General features: G+C 37.0%; 13 protein-coding genes. 5 read left to right on the top strand and 8 right to left on the bottom strand.

Annotation, left to right across the window (positions count from 1 at the left end; all coding sequences use genetic code 11):
* Positions 1-53: 53 nt before the first annotated feature.
* The 7 genes from fepB to LW139_RS20470 all read right to left on the bottom strand — a co-directional run bounded on the left by fepB (position 54) and on the right by LW139_RS20470 (position 9901).
* The gene (gene fepB, locus LW139_RS20500) at positions 54-1010 is read right to left on the bottom strand and encodes a Fe2+-enterobactin ABC transporter substrate-binding protein (protein WP_247850454.1); all 957 of its coding nucleotides are present in this window, start codon (positions 1008-1010) and stop codon (positions 54-56) included.
* Between the two features lie 189 nt (positions 1011-1199).
* Positions 1200-1994 carry an energy transducer TonB gene (locus LW139_RS20495; protein ID WP_166539272.1) on the bottom strand — a complete coding sequence of 265 codons (795 nt, stop codon included), beginning with the start codon at positions 1992-1994 and terminating at the stop codon, positions 1200-1202.
* A 27-nt stretch (positions 1995-2021) separates the two neighbouring features.
* Positions 2022-5066, bottom strand: coding sequence for a TonB-dependent receptor domain-containing protein (locus LW139_RS20490; protein ID WP_247850453.1), 3045 nt, complete (start codon positions 5064-5066; stop codon positions 2022-2024).
* 41 nt (positions 5067-5107) lie between these two features.
* Positions 5108-6469, bottom strand: coding sequence for a surface lipoprotein assembly modifier (locus LW139_RS20485; RefSeq protein WP_247850452.1), 1362 nt, complete (start codon positions 6467-6469; stop codon positions 5108-5110).
* 210 nt (positions 6470-6679) lie between these two features.
* Entirely contained in the window at positions 6680-7441 is a 762-nt protein-coding gene (locus LW139_RS20480) for a Slam-dependent surface lipoprotein (protein ID WP_247850451.1), read from the bottom strand.
* A 446-nt stretch (positions 7442-7887) separates the two neighbouring features.
* Positions 7888-8757 (bottom strand): LysR family transcriptional regulator, encoded by an 870-nt coding sequence (locus tag LW139_RS20475; protein ID WP_247850450.1) that lies wholly within the window; start codon positions 8755-8757, stop codon positions 7888-7890.
* A gap of 175 nt (positions 8758-8932) precedes the next feature.
* Complete coding sequence (locus tag LW139_RS20470; protein ID WP_166539267.1) at positions 8933-9901, bottom strand: nitrilase family protein; 969 nt, start codon at positions 9899-9901, stop codon at positions 8933-8935.
* 199 nt (positions 9902-10100) lie between these two features.
* Between LW139_RS20470 and umoA the strand changes: the two genes are divergently transcribed.
* Together umoA and LW139_RS20460 are read left to right on the top strand one after the other, a co-directional pair.
* Complete coding sequence (gene umoA, locus LW139_RS20465; RefSeq protein ID WP_166539266.1) at positions 10101-10637, top strand: UmoA family flagellar biogenesis regulator; 537 nt, start codon at positions 10101-10103, stop codon at positions 10635-10637.
* Between the two features lie 251 nt (positions 10638-10888).
* Positions 10889-11752, top strand: coding sequence for an ATP-grasp fold amidoligase family protein (locus LW139_RS20460; protein WP_247850449.1), 864 nt, complete (start codon positions 10889-10891; stop codon positions 11750-11752).
* 81 nt (positions 11753-11833) lie between these two features.
* Here LW139_RS20460 and fdhD read toward each other — a convergent pair whose 3' ends face one another.
* Positions 11834-12664, bottom strand: a complete 831-nt coding sequence (gene fdhD, locus LW139_RS20455; RefSeq protein ID WP_166539264.1) for a formate dehydrogenase accessory sulfurtransferase FdhD — start codon at positions 12662-12664, stop codon at positions 11834-11836.
* A gap of 178 nt (positions 12665-12842) precedes the next feature.
* On the opposite strand from fdhD, the gene fdnG reads away from it, so the two are divergent.
* The 3 genes from fdnG to fdoI are packed head-to-tail and all read left to right on the top strand — an operon-like array spanning position 12843 to position 17493.
* Positions 12843-15890 (top strand): formate dehydrogenase-N subunit alpha, encoded by a 3048-nt coding sequence (gene fdnG, locus LW139_RS20450; RefSeq protein ID WP_247850448.1) that lies wholly within the window; start codon positions 12843-12845, stop codon positions 15888-15890.
* An 11-nt stretch (positions 15891-15901) separates the two neighbouring features.
* Entirely contained in the window at positions 15902-16840 is a 939-nt protein-coding gene (gene fdxH / locus LW139_RS20445) for a formate dehydrogenase subunit beta (RefSeq protein WP_036933457.1), read from the top strand.
* The gene (gene fdoI, locus LW139_RS20440; RefSeq protein WP_227336220.1) at positions 16837-17493 is read left to right on the top strand and encodes a formate dehydrogenase cytochrome b556 subunit; all 657 of its coding nucleotides are present in this window, start codon (positions 16837-16839) and stop codon (positions 17491-17493) included. Before fdxH ends, fdoI begins: the two co-directional genes overlap by 4 nt.
* Positions 17494-17535 lie beyond the last annotated feature (42 nt).

Raw genomic sequence — 17535 nt, 5'->3', positions numbered from 1 at the left:
ATAGCGCCTCTTATTCCCCACTTTATGCTGTGGTGAGAAGTAAACATACGTTATTACTTATGCTGACTAAAACGCGCGACCATATCACTGATAATTTCTTGCGCGCTGTAATAATCAATACGAAACGAGTTTGCACCTAAACCATAAACTTGCTTATTTTTAACAGAAGGCAGATTTGCAAGAATAGGATCAGCCATAAATATATCGGCTTCTTTAGCGGTTCCACTTAATAGAAACGTTGTAGGTGCAGTGAGTTGTGTTAAATGCTCATATTGAGCCCACACAAAATCTGAAACGGGTTTATCTTTCGGTTGCCAAGCAAGATCTGCACTTTCAATGGTGAAACCGAGTTGTTGTAATAGTACTGCATGAGGACTGGTAGGTAATGAAACGGGATTAACAGTACCAGCACCAAAATAAGAGATAATATTGACCTGACCTTCCGGCAGTTGTAGCGCCTCTTTCCCTTCTTTTACTAAGCTTGCAAAATGCTGCAATAGTATATCCGTCTCTTTTTCTTGGCCTGTCGCTTGTGCCAATTGTAAAGCCAAGCTTTCCCAACTCTGTTTGCCGTAATCTAAAACAATAGTCGGCGCGATTTGTTGAAATTGTTCAACTTGTGGATAAACCGTATCACCACCATTTACGGAAACAACGATTAAATCAGGTGAATAAAGATAAGCCATCTCTAATGAAACACTGCCTGCTGACCATAATTTTTCAACCGCTCTTTCTTTTGCCACTTTATCCCATTGAGCAAAATATTGCCCATTTGCTGCGGTTGAACTTGCAACGACGGGGGCTTTCATTGCGAGTAATGTCCCTGTGATAGAAACCGATGCAGATAAAATACGTTGTGGTTTTGCTTTTATTTCAACTTTAGAACCATCCACGCTAGTAAATGTACGAGGCCAAGATTCACTATCTGCACCCACATCAGAAGCGCTAGCGGTATTAACAAAGAGAGAGAAAAGGAAAAAAAAGGTAGTAGAAACAGCGGATTTAAACATAACTAATTTCCAAGTAAGCAAGCTTTACTTTAAATAATAAATATAATTATTAATGTTAATCATAATCAATATCATTAACAACAAACATTTATGTGCTTGTAATTGGAAAAATGCGAATGAGTGCACAAAAAACAACTTTATAAAAAAGCACTTAAGTCTAAATTCAACTTAAGTGCTTTCGCTAGCTCACTAATTTAATTGAAAATCTAATGAGACAATTAAAGGGTTCAATAGGTTTTCAGGTTTAGGGCCTATGGGCTTTACACGTTTAACCGCAGCAATAGCCGCATTATCAAGAGAAGAAATACCTGAGGTACTTTCTATCTCAACCCTTGAAATTGTACCTTCTGATGTTAGTGAAAAACTCACCACCACCTGACCTTCATGTTGCATGCGACGAGCTTGTGATGGGTAGCGTTTATGACGCTCTATTTCTCGGCGCAGTGAACTAATATAGTGATTGTCAGATTCACCTTGCCCTATTCCTTTCTCGCTTAACGCATGACTTCTTCCTGCTAACGAGCTTGCCGTATGTTGCGTTAAGCTTTCTGCCGAGGCTTCTGAAGCTGTTTGCGCTATTTGGCTTTCTAAATCACGCTGTTTTGTCGGCTCTATTTTTTCTTGCACCACCTGTTTTTTTACGGGTGTAATTGGTTTTAGAGGTATGGGCTTTTCTTTTATTTTTTCAGGTGTTTTTTTTGGTGCTTCAACAAACTCCCCTTTTTCTGAACTTGGTAAAACAATGGCGCTGTCTTGAGGTTCAATTTTTTCAATCGGCTCAGGCACCACTGTAGATTGTTGAGGTGATGAAAATACCACTTGGTAAACGGATAATGTATTTTCTTGTTGCTGATGAATATGGTGTGCACTTTCTGTCATAGAAAGTGAACGCAACACCCAACTTAATACGCCGATATAAACTAACGATATGCCAATCAGCCAATAATAAATATTAAACGGATGCCTGACAGAAAGTGCCAACATAAATAAAAGCTCCTTACTCTCTTTTAATTAAAATTGTGCTGTCACACCTAATCGGAATGTTCTTCCGGGTGCAGGCATACCTGATCGCGTTAAAGGATCAATGTAATATTCGTTTAATAAATTACTGCCTGTTATTTCAAAAGATAAATTAGGGCTATATTGATAGTTAATATAAGCATCAACGGTAAAGACTTTTGCCCAACGCATTGGGTTATTATTTCTGCCATACATCTGACTCGGTAATTTTTCTTTTAGCCATTTCTCATCTTTATTTTCCACTTCTGATGAATAAAGCCAACGACTACCAATTTCTAATTTATTGTCGAACCAACGAGTCCCTAAATGTAAATTAACCGAATATTTAGGTTGGATAGAAGTACGTAAAAAACCACCGGGATAACCCCCCGTCATACATTGTTTAACACCTAATAACCCTGAAGGATCGTAGTTACTAAAGGCATTTTTATCACATACTTTATTTTTATGGCTATAAACTAAAGCCGTATCCATAAAAATAAAGCCATTATCAAAGCGAGCTTGAACCTCTAACCCCTCTAATATTTGCTTTTCAAATTGCCTAATTTGCCAATTCGCATCTCTATCAAACACATTTTCAATATTGGTACGAAAATAATTTATTTTAATATCAGCATGGCGCTCAACATTTAGCCAATCTGTCAAATCGAAAACAGCCCCAAATTCTGTACTTTTCGCACGCTCGGGTTTTAATTTAAAACCGTAATAACGCGCTTTTGACCCAGAAAAACCACTGGTATCTTCAAATAAACTGGGTAACCGTAGCTGCTCAGTATAACGTCCATAAAAACGCAATATATCGTTGGCATATACCGTCGCAGACACTAAGGGTGAAAATGCGCCATGATGATAGCTGGCCTCTGGTGCAAAACTATCTTTATCATCATCAAGATAAATAGGTATTGGATTAGAAACGCCCATTTCATATTTATTAACTAATTCACCTGTAATTGGATCAGGTACTTTTTCATTAATATTAATATAACCGTTTAACAAAATATTATTGCTTTTTAATAACTCTCCATATTCATCAAAACCCCAATATAATAACTCTGTTTTCATTGGTCTCATAGTAGTAGAGTTGAAAACAACATTTCCATTCTCATCACGGAGATATGTTCTATTTTCAAAATGCATTTGTTTTGAGATTTTTATTTTACGATTAATTTCTTTTTTTATATTATCAGGTAGTTTTTCATACTCTGGATGAGTTAATTTATACGCTTGTACTATCCTTCTTTTTTCTCTAAGTTCAGGATCTCTTATTACTCTTTTATATTTTTCTGGTAACTGTTGTTCCGTAATTCCACATAGAGTGCCAACTAAATAACACTCTTCCTGTGTCAATGTTCTTTTATAACTTACTATATATCCTCTAATAGAGGGAGTTTTCTCATAACCTTTTACGTTATTCCTTCGCTTATTATTTAAAAAAGTATCTGTTAAATGATAATAATGGTATTTCCCACCCGCAGTAATGGCTAACCAAGAAAGTGGCTTCCAATCTGTGGAAAGGGCTAAATTAATTTCATGACGCTGCCCTGCTCGCCCGGCGGTAACAAAATCAAGCCCTGTAGGTACTTCCAATTCATCACTGTCTAATTTTTCAAACTGATAATTACTGGAAAATGAAATAGAAAATTGAGGTGATAATTTAAATATAGAAGATAAATCCACACCATAGCGGTTATTTTTTTGATAAAGAGAAGCTGTATCAATAAAATGGGTATCTACTTTTGCATCCCATTTAGATAAATACCTTTCGTCATAATCAATCTCCATTGAGACTCTGGGTTCACCACCACGAGTATTCGTATGCCCTGAAGTTAAATTACCCCATAAACGTAACAGAAAATCCGCTTGCTTATCTTCTGGTTTCCACTGATAAGTTAATATTCCCGCCTGTTGATTAATCGTTGCTAGTGGCCATTGAGTCACGACATTTTTTTCGTAACGAGCCCACTCTAATCTCAGAGGCATAATATCGCCAAACAGTAAGTCTGTGTATCGATAGTTAATTGAAAAACGATGTGTTGATTCAGGGAATAATGTTCCTTTTACTAAAAAGGAACGATTACGACTGGAGGTATTAGGGACTTCATTTCCAGGACGATAAATATGAGCAATAAAAGGAACATAAGGCGTTAGCCTTAATTTATAATCAATAGAATGGATTGCCTTCATATCATCCGTTTCTAGATAAGCTTTTGTATTTCTTTTTCCTGCTAAATAATTTCCTTTTTCTCGTAATGCATAAGCAAATAATAAATTAAATTTTTCTTCTTCAAAACCAACCCCAAGTCGAAATGAATGGTCATGAAAATTCCAATCTTTATTTTTTTGAGGGGTTATTTCTAAAGCAGGATCAACGACCCTTGAACCATGATGATAGAAATAAGGATAATTGCGATAATCTCCGAGCATATCTAAATAGACTTCTTTATATCGTGTGGAGTTATTACTAATATCTCCTTTAAAATTAATCCCAAAAGAATCACCTATAGGCACAATATCTCGAATATCTAAAGTTTTTACTGCAATACCCCCACCAATACCCGTTTTCATATCAGGTGTTAATGAGGGACCTTTTTCAATATAGATACTGCTAATCAGATTAGAATCAATATAATTACGATTAGATGCACCACTATAACCTCGATAAACAGTAATTGCCTGTTCAGTCCCATCTACAGTCACGGGTATTCGACCTTGCCCTTGAATACCCCGAATATTTGGGTCAAGCGCCCCACCATTACGCGCTTCACCACTATAAACGCCAATGGCACTTTTTAGTAAATCAGCAGGAGAAACGCCTTGATAACGCTCTAATAGCTCTTTTCCTAAATAAACATTAGAAACATCTTTCTCATAAACTTGTGAATAACCTTGTTTATCTTTTTCTTTATTATCAGAAATCTGAATATGACCAAGATCGGTTTTATCTTCTTTGGCTTGCAGATAAAAGCAAGGAGAAAATAGTGATAGAGAAACGAAGATTGAAACAATTTTCCGCTTTCTAAAAAGCATTACATGCATTGTTTTACCTATTCAATTAATAAAAGAAGTTATTTATTTAATTAAAATTGTTTTTCTAATTTAAATAACACTTCATGTTGCTGATATTGATATAACCAATCCACATTGCTTAATCTTCGGGTATAACGTAATTCTATTGTGGGATAAAACCCTAAAATAAAAGGTGATTTATTTTTAATATTAGCTGTAAAAATAAAACCATTATCTTTCCTTCTCTTTTTTAATAAAGGGTTATAGTTATTAAAATATTTAAATTGATACTGTAAAAAAAGAGAGATATGCCAATTCACTGACAATGGATAATAAACGCCAGTTTTTATACCATACAGCTGATAATTTAATAAAGTATTTTTTTTACGATCTAACTGATAATTTAATTGATTAACTAACTGCATTTTATTATTAAAATAATAGTTATGGTAAGTACTATAACTTACTCGCTTACTATTTAAATTATTTAACGCTTTTTGATATTTCTTTATTTTATAATCAAAACTTAAATTAATAGTTTGCTTTTTATTAATAAAATAAGAAAACTGTGTTTCATTTCCCCACGCTTGATATTCATATTGTTCCCGTGATGATTTTATTTCGTAATAAGGTGTTATTGACCACTGATATTGCGGTTTTTGATAGCGATAACCCAGTTGTGTATATAATGCAAAAAAATTGGCGTTACGGTGAGAATGATAATCTATATATCGAGCATAAGTATAAGAAGAAAAAGTATGATGAGAATAAATAATAAAAGGTTGATAAAAAGAAAAATAATGAGTAATTCCTGTAGATGCAATAGGTTTTGCACCTCTTAGCGTCGTTTTTCCTTGGGTTGATTGAGAAATAATTTTTTCAGATAAGTAAGGTGCATGGTTAATATTATCATCATAAAAAAAGCCAAGTTGATAGAAACGTTGGCCTTGAAAATAAGAGGCTAACTTAACCTTATAAAACTCAATAGACTGGATAATATTTTTAGATAAATCAACGATATTGCTCAGTTGATTAAGTTGTTGCTGTGCTTTTTTATATTCTCGTAAATGAAAATAAAGTTGAATTAATCCTGTTTGGGCTGGGATAAAATCGGATTTTTGCTTAAGTTGTTGCTGATAATAAAATTCAGCGTTTAAAAAATCACCTCTATTTTGTGCCAATAACGCCTTTGCGTAATTAACAAGTAATACTTCATGTTGGGGTTGTTGTTGATAATAAAGCAATAATCTTTCTGCTTTTTGCCACTGTTGTTGTTGCAAATAGTGATAAAGTTGCTGACCAATTTCAGCTGTATTCGTTGTTTCAAGATAATAAAATGGCTTGTCACGGCTCTCTTTTGCACTCCCATTAAATGAAAATAAAATAAGCAATAAAGCCAATAACCCTCTTATTAAAGGTCGATAATAATTCATGGTATATCCTTATAAAAACAAAAGAACAATTCCTTTAAATCGGCTTAATTTAGATAAAAAAAAACAGATAACCCTATACCAGATTATCTGTTGCTAACATTTAGCATAATGACCACTAATACCACTTTAAAAGAATTAACCGATTGTATTACCAGACAAATTTATAATATCTTTTTTGAAAAAATCAAGAAGCATCCATGCTGCTGTCATTTATTCACTGTCACTGCTATTTTTCGTACCACCAAAACTAATGTCTTTTTTATGATCTGAACTAAACACCACAATACCTGCTAACGCCTCTGCACTTTCACCAAAGAAAGCGCCTTCAACAACCCCTGATGTTGACCCTTCATTTGCATCTGCAGAAAACGTCACTTGATTATTTGCGGTATAAAGATTTCCTCCTGCTAAATCAACTGTACGTTGACTATTAGTCAGCGAACCTTCGATTTTCTTCTGTGAAAAATCAACATCAAACGTACCAGTCAGTAAGTTACTGCCGCTATATTGACTAATACCCGTTACCGTATAAGTAGCGCTATCTGTTGGTAATGTGGTTGTAACATCTTTACCGATATAATAGGTTTGGTGTGTCGCATCTGTCGTTGATGTTGTTTTTGCCCAGTCACCAAAATAGACATTAGCATCAGTAATTTTGGCAAAATGGAAAACACCCATATCACTATGTTGATGATTGGATTGGACTGTATAAATCCCATTACTATCCGCTCCACCACTCATCCTTGCTGATGTTAACGAAGCAAAACCAATTTTTTTCCCGCCTCCTACTGTGCTAATACCAACTCCCGGCTCTCCACCAGGCATTTGATGAGAGCCGTATTGAACAGCATCACTTGCTCCCACTGTCATGATGTTTAAAGGTCCGCTTTGATTAGAATGAATTTCAGCTTGCACCGCATGTGTGCCCATTAATACGAATAACGCACAAGTTATTTTATTCAGTTTTTTCATAATAATTTCCATATTATTCATTAGAGGGTGTGGCTACTTATTATAAATAAAATAATAAGTAGCCACTTACAGGGATAATTATATTTTATCTTTCCAACTTCACTGGCGAATATAAAGCTTGCTGTGTTGTCGGTGAACTATATTAAATAAATCTCTTTCATTGTAAATAACTCTTTTTAATAACAATGATTTTAATTAGCCTTATTTATGTCAGGGAGATAAATTTAATATGATGTTTTAATTTAACTTTTTATTAAAACACGTTAAAAAGTCATTATTATTTTATGTTATTTTTTGTGAGCAATCTCGCAATTAATTAAATCACTTTGTTTTAAAACTAATTAATATTTATTAGGTGTTTTATCTTTACTATAAGGTTATATATTGAAAATATAATCATCACTAAAATTAAAAATTATTTTCATTCATCAGATTTTATTTATTCCCTAAGAAATTATATTTATAAGAAGATCACGATCTTTATTTTTAATATTATTATTCCAAATAATACCTATTTCCCATTGTGTATATAAACCAGAAAGCGGTAATAGTGTTACTTTTTGTTTATCACAGATAAGTTCTGCACTTTTAGGAACAAGAGCTACCCCCAAACCTGCTGCAACTAACGCCAATTGTGTTTGAATATCTTGTGATTGTTGTAATACTCGAGGCTTTATTTGATGATATTTTAAAAAATCATGGATCTGCTGATAAAGCTTTTTTCCTTTTTCAGGCACAAGTTGAATAAGCCCAAGCGTCTCAAAATAGTGTAATGGATTATCATCCACCTCTAATACCGTAATATTTTGTATTGGAACAGCTAACATTAGTCTCTCTTGTGCTAATTGGAGACCTTTTAATGGCTCAGAAATCGGCAAACGTGAAAAAGCTAAATCCAATTCCCCTAAAAGTAATTTCTCTTCCATTATATTAGAGGGCATATCATCAATATGAACCGTAATATCTGGATAATCTTGCTTAAACTTAGCCAATAAAGGGGTAATAAAACTTAATGATGACAAACCAAACCCAGCATAAAGCTCGATCTTTTGAGGCTCAATTAATTGGCGAGCCTGTTTTTCTAAAAGATAAACTTCTCTTAATACTGATTGACATTGATTGAGTAAATATTGCCCTTCTAGGGTAAGTTTTGCACCTTGGCGCCCACGTTGAAAAAGAGTAATACCCAATTGAGATTCTAATGTTTTTATTTGTTTAGTGAGTGCAGGCTGACTAATACAAAGCCTTGCTGATGCTTCACCAAAATGTTCAGTTTCAGCCAGTACAACAAATGCGTTCAATAAACGAGTATCCATGATTAATCATTAATCCCACATAGTTTTTCCTTTTATTATTCTATCATAGAATAAATAAATAAAATTAATAACCAAGACCAACAAGCTGATAAATAAAGTGTTCTATCTTTCTTTGAGATTATTCTCTAGCCAAAACAAAAACAGCTAACAAAATGTGAGCTGTTTTTTTATTAAATTATGCTTTACCAAATCGCACCGAAATAGGATCTTGCTCGTTACCAAATGTCGTTGTCAAAATCGAATACAGTTCAGGCTTTCGCCCTGTTAGCCAGCGTCTTCCTGTAGAGTTTTCTAATAATGTAAGGTCAATATCGGCAATTACCATATCATCGTTAATGGCGCAGCTTTCTTTTACGATCCTCCCATAAGGATCAATAATCATCGCATTACCTGTGCGAATTTCTTCCTCATCTCGCCCAACTCCATTACTAAAGAGCACAAACATCCCGTTATCATGGGCTCTTGCTGGTAACCAACGCATTAACCAACCTCGTCCATGCTCTCCTTGAAAAGCATCTTGTAATGATTGTGGATCTTGATGTCTATTTTTCCAAAGAGCCATAGGAATGGGCTTCATGCTATATGGGCTACATGAATTTGTGCCTCCCGTTTGATGAGGTGCTAGCAAAATATCAGCACCTAATAATGCATTAGCTCGCGCATTTTCAACCAAATTATTATCCCAGCAAATGAGTATCCCCATTTTGATCCCCCAAGGGGTATCAAATACAGTGTATTGCTCACCACTATTGATGATCGGATGTTCGAAGGCATGTAATTTACGATGTTTATGTAATAAACCATCAGGCATACAAACAACCCATGTATTATAAAGAGAGTTATCTTCATCCCGTTCGATTAACCCAACACCGATCGCCATCTGATGCTCTATCGCTTTTTGTTTTATTAATGCTAATGATCTACTATCCGAAATTCTTTCACTTAATGCATACACTGATTGATCTGATAATTTAGGAACATGCCAATACCCCGTAATACACATTTCAGGAAAAACTAAAATATTTACCTTTTCAGTCGCCGCTTTATCAATAAACTGATGAATTTTCGCTAAATTATTAGTTTTATCGTTCGCCTTATGTTGAAACTGTACTGTCGCGACACGCAATGTTTGGAATGTATTCATACGTTTTCACCTATTAACTCTCATATTCTCTCATTATAAAAACGTATTTTTTGCTCAAAATACAATCACTTATTTTTTCTTTTAAATAACCATTTGGAATCGATAGGGGTTACAGCAAGAAATAACCGGGTTCTACATCTCTGTTTCACGGAATAGATACCTTATTTTCTGGCATCATAATGGCAATAAAGGAGTATTTATGTTTGCTAAGTTCCTATTTATAATTCTTTCATTATTAGGATCCTCTGTTTCCTGTTTTGCAGGAAATGGACTGGTGGACAGAACATGGAACGCCACAGGGCTTGATACACAAAGCTATCGACAAGCATTAAGACAACCTACGGCAAGCTCTCGGTATACTCTTTTTAATATCACCCCTGATATGCCTGTTCCTGGTGGTACAAACCACTCTGATCATCAAGGCATTCGTTATATTGCAATGAAATATGGCCCTTATGGTCAACCTGAACACTATAAAACCTACCAAATTATGTTTTCTCATTATTCAAATAGCAGTACAAAAAAAATTCGCTATTTAGGTGAGCTATATACCGTTGTCGGTGATATCTATTTAATCGATCCTTTTGCAACAACCAATGAATGGCAACGTGGTCGTAGTCAAATCGTTGAAGAATACTATGAAATATTAGATGCTCACGGAAATAGAACTGGCAAAGGATTACGCTTTAATAACTGGGATAAACCTATTCATATAACCAAGTGGTCGCCTAATTAATATATTCTTAATCAATCTTTACGTTTATTAATTATCTCTTAATGTCGCTATTTTTATATTAATTTAAAATAATTCCAGCCAATACTCTCTATGTTGACGTATTGATATCCATGTTAATAAAAATTAAAAATAGATATTGTTTTTATATTACTCATTTAAAACCTTACCACTACATTGCTAAATTAATACTCCTTTAATATAAATTTAATTATTTCTTAATATAAAAAATAAACACATATATAAATTAGCTTATGAAAATTATAGAATATTATTTCAAACAATTTCGTACTATCGCATTACCTGATCGTGTGTATTTAAAGAATAAGTTTATTCGTAATTTAGGTTATCAACCTAATTTTAAAATACCAACATCACTTAATGAAAAAATCAATGCACGTATGTTATTTGATAGAAATCCAATTTATACGCGTTTAGCAGATAAGATTAAAGTGAGAGACTATGTGATAGATAAAATAGGCCCATCTTATCTTGTTCCTATTATTAAAACTTATTCATACCCTGATGAAATAGATATCTCTCAACTCCCTCCACGCTTTGTATTAAAATGCAATCATGACAGCGGAAGTACAGTGATATGCCTTGATAAATCAACCTTTGATTTTGAAAAAGCAAAGAAAAAACTCCATTTTCATTTAAAACGTAACCTCTATCCAGTAACGCGAGAATGGCACTACAAAAATATAAAACCTCAAATTCTTTGTGAAGAATATATTGATTTATTCAATACACAAAGCCCAATGATCCCAACAACTTGTCGTATTCATTGCTTTCATGGTCAACCTCATTATGCCGAGATTGATATCTCTGACACCAAAGGAAATGAGTATATAAATGTGTATGATACAGACTGGCGGCTACAACCCTTCACATTAGAAGATCCCAACACGCCAGAACCAGTTGAAAAACCAATCCAATTTGAAAAAATGTTGCAGTTAGCCACAAAAATGGCTGATAACTTTAATTATTGCCGTGTTGATTTTTTAATGTCTGAAAATAGACTTATATTTAGCGAAATGACCTTTACTCCAAATGCAGGGCGCATTCCGATTAAGCCACAAGAATGGGATTACACACTAGGTAAACTGTGGTCATAAATATAAATAAAGTGAAAGATCAAATAGGTGTAATGCGAGAATATATAGTCATTACACCTATTTTAATGTGTTTCATGCTCATTAATCAGTCAGTCGTTGTGGATGAGTAAACACGGTTGCTCTTCCTCGACGACAAAAGCCCACCAGCGTCACATTATATTTATTAGCGACTTCGACAGCTAAAGAGGTTGCCGCAGAAACTGCAAATAATATTTCGGCACCACACATCGCCGCTTTTTGCACCATTTCATAACTGGCTCGACTAGAGACTAATACCGCACCTTCACTCCATTGCTCTTGTGCTTTCATGCCTAAAAGCTTATCAAGTGCGACGTGACGACCAACGTCTTCACAGCCACCTTGCATTTCCCCCTCTGGTGATAACCAAACAGCCGCATGAGTACAGCCGGTTAATTCACCAATTTCTTGAACGGTTGTCATCTGCTCTAATGATTTATCAAGATTTGAAAGTGAAAATGTTTGTGTAAAAGGTAATGGCGTAATAGGACGAAAAATCTCTTCAAGTTGCTCCGTTCCGCAAATCCCACAACCTGTACGCCCGGTCATATTACGGCGTCGCTCTTTTAATCCCATAAAACGTCGGCTTGATAATTCAACTTGAACTTCAATGCCCCCGTTACAATTTTCAACAATTTCAATACTGCGAATTTCATTAGAAGACTTTATAATGCCTTCGGATAAAGAAAATCCGACAGCGAACAACTCTAAATTTTTAGGGCTTGCCATCATAACAACGTGAGAAATTCCGTTGTACACTAATGCAACAGGAACTTCGAGTGCAATATAATCGTCTTCTTGTCTGTTAAGCGATCCTTTGTGTTGCACAATTGTTTGATCTACGCCAATGATTACACGTTTAGTTAACAATTTTGTCGATTTTGTTTCATCCATAAGATGAATTCCTAAATTTATTAATACATAATAACAATATGGGTAAAACGATTTTACACTACCTATCAGGCAATGAACCTGATCCTATTAAGGATAATAGGAATAAAAAAACAATCAGCTCCATTTTCGTGAAGAAAATCAGAGTCAGTAAAAGCAATGTATGATGAGGAGAGACCCCATGCAGGTCAGCAGAAGACAGTTCTTTAAGATCTGTGCTGGCGGTATGGCAGGTACTACAGCGGCGGCGCTCGGTTTTGCACCAGCAGTTGCGCTAGCAGGCTCGCGTCAGTATAAACTACTGAGAGCCCGCGAAACCCGCAATACCTGTACGTACTGTTCTGTCGGTTGTGGACTATTAATGTATAGTCTGGGCGATGGCGCGAAAAACGCAAAAGAAACAATATTCCATATTGAAGGTGACTCAGACCATCCAGTAAACCGCGGTGCATTATGCCCTAAAGGTGCTGGTCTTGTGGATTTCATCCACAGTGAAGGTCGTTTAAAACACCCAGAATACCGTGCACCCGGCTCGGATAAATGGGTAAAACTTTCATGGGAAGAAACGTTTGATCGTATTGCGCGCTTAATCAAAAAAGACCGCGATGCCAACTTCCAGAAATTCAATAAAGAAGGTGTAGAAGTCAACCGTTGGTTAACAACGGGTATGCTTTGCGCCTCTGCAGCAAGCAATGAAACTGGGTTTTTAACTCAGAAATTCTCAAGAGCTCTTGGGATGCTAGCTGTCGATAACCAAGCGCGTGTCTGACACGGACCAACGGTAGCAAGTCTTGCTCCAACATTTGGTCGCGGTGCGATGACCAACCACTGGGTTGATATGAAAAACGCCAACCTTATCGTCGTTATGGGCGGTAATGCGGCAGAAGCGCACCCTGTGGGATTCCGCTGGGCGATGGAAGCTAAAATCCATAATAACGCCAAGCTCATTGTTATTGATCCTCGCTTCACCCGTACTGCGGCTGTTGCGGATTTCTATACGCCTATTCGTTCTGGTACTGATATTACGTTCTTATCGGGCGTTATCTTATATCTGCTCGAAAATAAGAAATATCAAAAAGAATACGTTGAGGCTTATACCAATGCTAGCTTGATTGTCCGTGAAGACTATCACTTTGATGATGGTTTATTCAGCGGATATGATGCAGAAAAACGTAAATATGATAAAACCACTTGGAACTACGAGATGGATGAAAATGGTTTCGCAAAACGCGACACCACATTACAACATCCTCGTTGTGTCTGGAATCTGTTAAAACAACACGTTAGCCGTTACACGCCTGATGTGGTTACTCAGATTTGTGGTACACCAAAAGATGATTTCTTAAAAGTCTGTGAATATATTGCTGAAACAGCAGCGAAAGATAAAACAGCGTCTTTCCTGTATGCATTAGGCTGGACTCAACATACTGTTGGTGCCCAAAACATTCGTACCATGGCAATGATCCAATTACTGTTAGGTAATATGGGTATGGCTGGTGGCGGTGTTAACGCACTACGTGGTCACTCCAATATTCAAGGCTTAACTGACCTCGGTCTATTATCTCAAAGCTTGCCAGGCTATATGACTCTGCCTTCTGATAAGCAGACTTCATTAGAAACCTACTTAGCTGCGAATACGCCAAAAGCGACAGTACCGGGACAAGTTAACTACTGGGGCAATTATCCTAAATTCTTCGTCAGCATGATGAAGACATTCTATGGAGATAATGCTCAACGTGATAATGATTGGGGCTTCTCACTGTTACCTAAGTGGGACAAACCTTATGACGTTCTACAATACTTCGACATGATGGATAAAGGTGAAGTCAACGGTTACATCTGCCAAGGCTTTAACCCAGTTGCATCATTCCCGAATAAGAACAAAGTTGTTCGTTCATTATCAAAACTGAAATTCCTTATCACAATGGATCCGCTAAACACTGAAACTTCGTGTTTCTGGCAGAACCACGGTGAAGAGAACGACGTTAAAACAGCAGATATCCAGACAGAAGTCTTCCGTCTGCCAACAACCTGCTTCGCAGAAGAAGACGGCTCTATCGTTAACTCTGGTCGCTGGTTACAGTGGCACTGGAAAGGGGGAGATGCCCCAGGTGTTGCTATCCCTGATGCTGAGATTTTATCTGGTATTTTCCATCGTTTACGCCAACTCTACAAAGAAGAAGGCGGCGCGATGCCAGAGCAGGTGTTGAACATGACTTGGGATTACTTTGATCCTGATAATCCAACATCCTCAGAAGTTGCACAAGAAAGTAATGGTAGAGCATTAGTCGATTTAAAAGACGCTGATGGCAATATCATTCTGAAAAAAGGTCAACTGCTTAGCTCGTTCGCTCAGTTACGTGATGATGGTACCACAGCAAGTGGCTGCTGGATCTTCGCAGGTAGCTGGACAGAGAAAGGCAACCAAATGGCTAACCGTGATAACTCCGATCCATCAGGATTAGGTAATACATTAGGTTGGGCATGGGCATGGCCTCTTAATCGTCGCATTATTTATAACCGCGCATCGGCAGACCCACAAGGTCAACCATGGGATCCTAAACGTAAATTAATCGAATGGGATGGCAGCAAATGGACAGGTATTGATGTACCTGACTATAGCAACGCTGCACCGGGTTCTGATGTTGGTCCATTTATTATGCAGCCGGAAGGTATGGGACGTCTGTTTGCTATCGATAAGATGGCAGAAGGTCCATTCCCTGAGCACTATGAGCCAATTGAAACACCATTGGGTACTAACCCTCTGCATCCAAATGTGATTTCAAACCCAGCAGCACGTATCTTTAAAGATGACTGGAAAGATATGGGTAAAGCAGAAGATTTCCCATATGTCGGTACAACTTATCGTCTGACAGAACATTTCCACTTCTGGACTAAACACGCGCGCTTGAATGCGATTATTCAGCCACAACAATTTATTGAAATTGGTGAGCGTTTAGCCGCAGAAAAAGGCATTGTTCAAGGCGATACCGTTAAAGTCAGCTCAAAACGTGGTTATATCAAGGCCAAAGCTGTGGTGACTAAACGTATTAGAACCCTTGATGTGGATGGTCGTAAAGTAGATACCATTGGTATTCCTATCCACTGGGGCTTTGAAGGTGTTGCAGTCAAAGGCTTTATTGCTAATACGTTAACGCCATTTGTTGGTGATGCAAATACACAAACGCCTGAGTTTAAAGCGTTCCTTGTTAATGTGGAAAAGGTGTAAGGAGATAAATTATGTCACTGCAATCCCAAGACATTATTCGTCGCTCTGCCACCAATTCTCTTACTCCCGCACCTCATGTGCGGGATTACAAGGAAGAAGTGGCAAAACTTATCGACGTAACAACCTGTATCGGCTGTAAAGCCTGTCAGGTTGCTTGTTCTGAATGGAACGATATTCGCGATAAAATTGGCACTAACGTTGGTGTTTACGATAACCCAACTGACTTAACGGCAAAATCATGGACAGTAATGCGCTTCTCTGAAGTTGAAGAGAATGGCAAGCTGGAATGGTTGATCCGTAAAGACGGTTGTATGCACTGTGCTGACCCAGGCTGTTTAAAAGCTTGCCCAGCAGAAGGTGCCATCATTCAATACGCTAACGGTATTGTTGATTTCCAATCAGAACACTGTATTGGTTGTGGTTATTGTATTGCTGGTTGTCCTTTTGACGTGCCTCGCATTAACGAAGAAGATAACCGTGCTTACAAATGTACGTTATGTGTTGACCGTGTTGAAGTCGGCCAAGAGCCTGCATGTGTGAAAACGTGTCCTACAGGAGCGATTCATTTTGGTTCGAAAGAAGCGATGATCAATCTTGCAAGCGAACGTGTTTCAGAACTGCAAACTCGTGGTTATGACAACGCTGGTCTTTACGATCCACAAGGTGTGGGTGGTACACACGTGATGTATGTTCTCCATCATGCTGACAAACCAAACCTGTATCATGGTTTACCAGAAAACCCAGAAATTAGCTCAACCGTTAAATTCTGGAAAGGTATCTGGAAACCATTAGCAGCAGTTGGTTTTGCCGCAACCTTCGCGGGTGCAATTTTCCATTATTTAGGTGTCGGTCCAAACCGTACAACTGAAGAAGATGAAGAAGAAGCGCTCAAAGAGATGGAAGCATCTTCTAAAACACAGACCTCTGTGAATAAGGAGGAGCAGAAATGATGAAGAAGAAAGGCGATAAAATTCTTCGCCACACCGCTTCTGAACGTATTAACCATTGGTTAGTAGTGATTGTATTTCTGTTTACTGCTATCAGCGGATTGGGTTTCTTCTTCCCATCTCTGAACTGGTTTATGAATATTTTAGGTACACCAGAACTGTCGCGTTTATTACACCCATTCGTGGGTAGCGTGATGGCGTTTCTCTTTCTCTTTATGTTCTTCAGATATCTGAAGCACAACTTTATTGATAAAGATGACTTAGTCTGGGCTAAAAACATTCATAAAGTACTGCAAAATGAAGAAGCTGGTGATATTGGCCACTACAACTTAGGTCAGAAGGGCATTTACTGGACATTAAGTATCAGCCTGATCTTACTAACAGTCAGTGGTGTTATTATTTGGCGTCCTTATTTCGCAGATTATTTCTCGATCCCAGTGATCCGAATTGCCTTATTAGTCCACTCATTATCAGCAATCTTACTGATAATCACCGTATTTGTTCATGCTTATGCGGCGTTCTGGGTGAAAGGTTCAATTCGTAGCATGATTGAAGGCTGGGTAACTCGTGGTTGGGCTAAAAAGCATCACCCTCGTTGGTATCGTGAAATTCTCGAAGAAGAGAAAAAAGAAGCCGAAAAGCAGTCACAGAAATAATGCCCTAAAGTGTATTTCTGAACAAACGGAGGCTTGTTAGCC

The sequence above is a fragment of the Proteus vulgaris genome, from assembly GCF_023100685.1.
Lineage (GTDB): Bacteria > Pseudomonadota > Gammaproteobacteria > Enterobacterales > Enterobacteriaceae > Proteus.
Note: the sequence above shows the minus strand (reverse complement) of the source record. Positions and strands in the feature narration are given on the sequence as shown.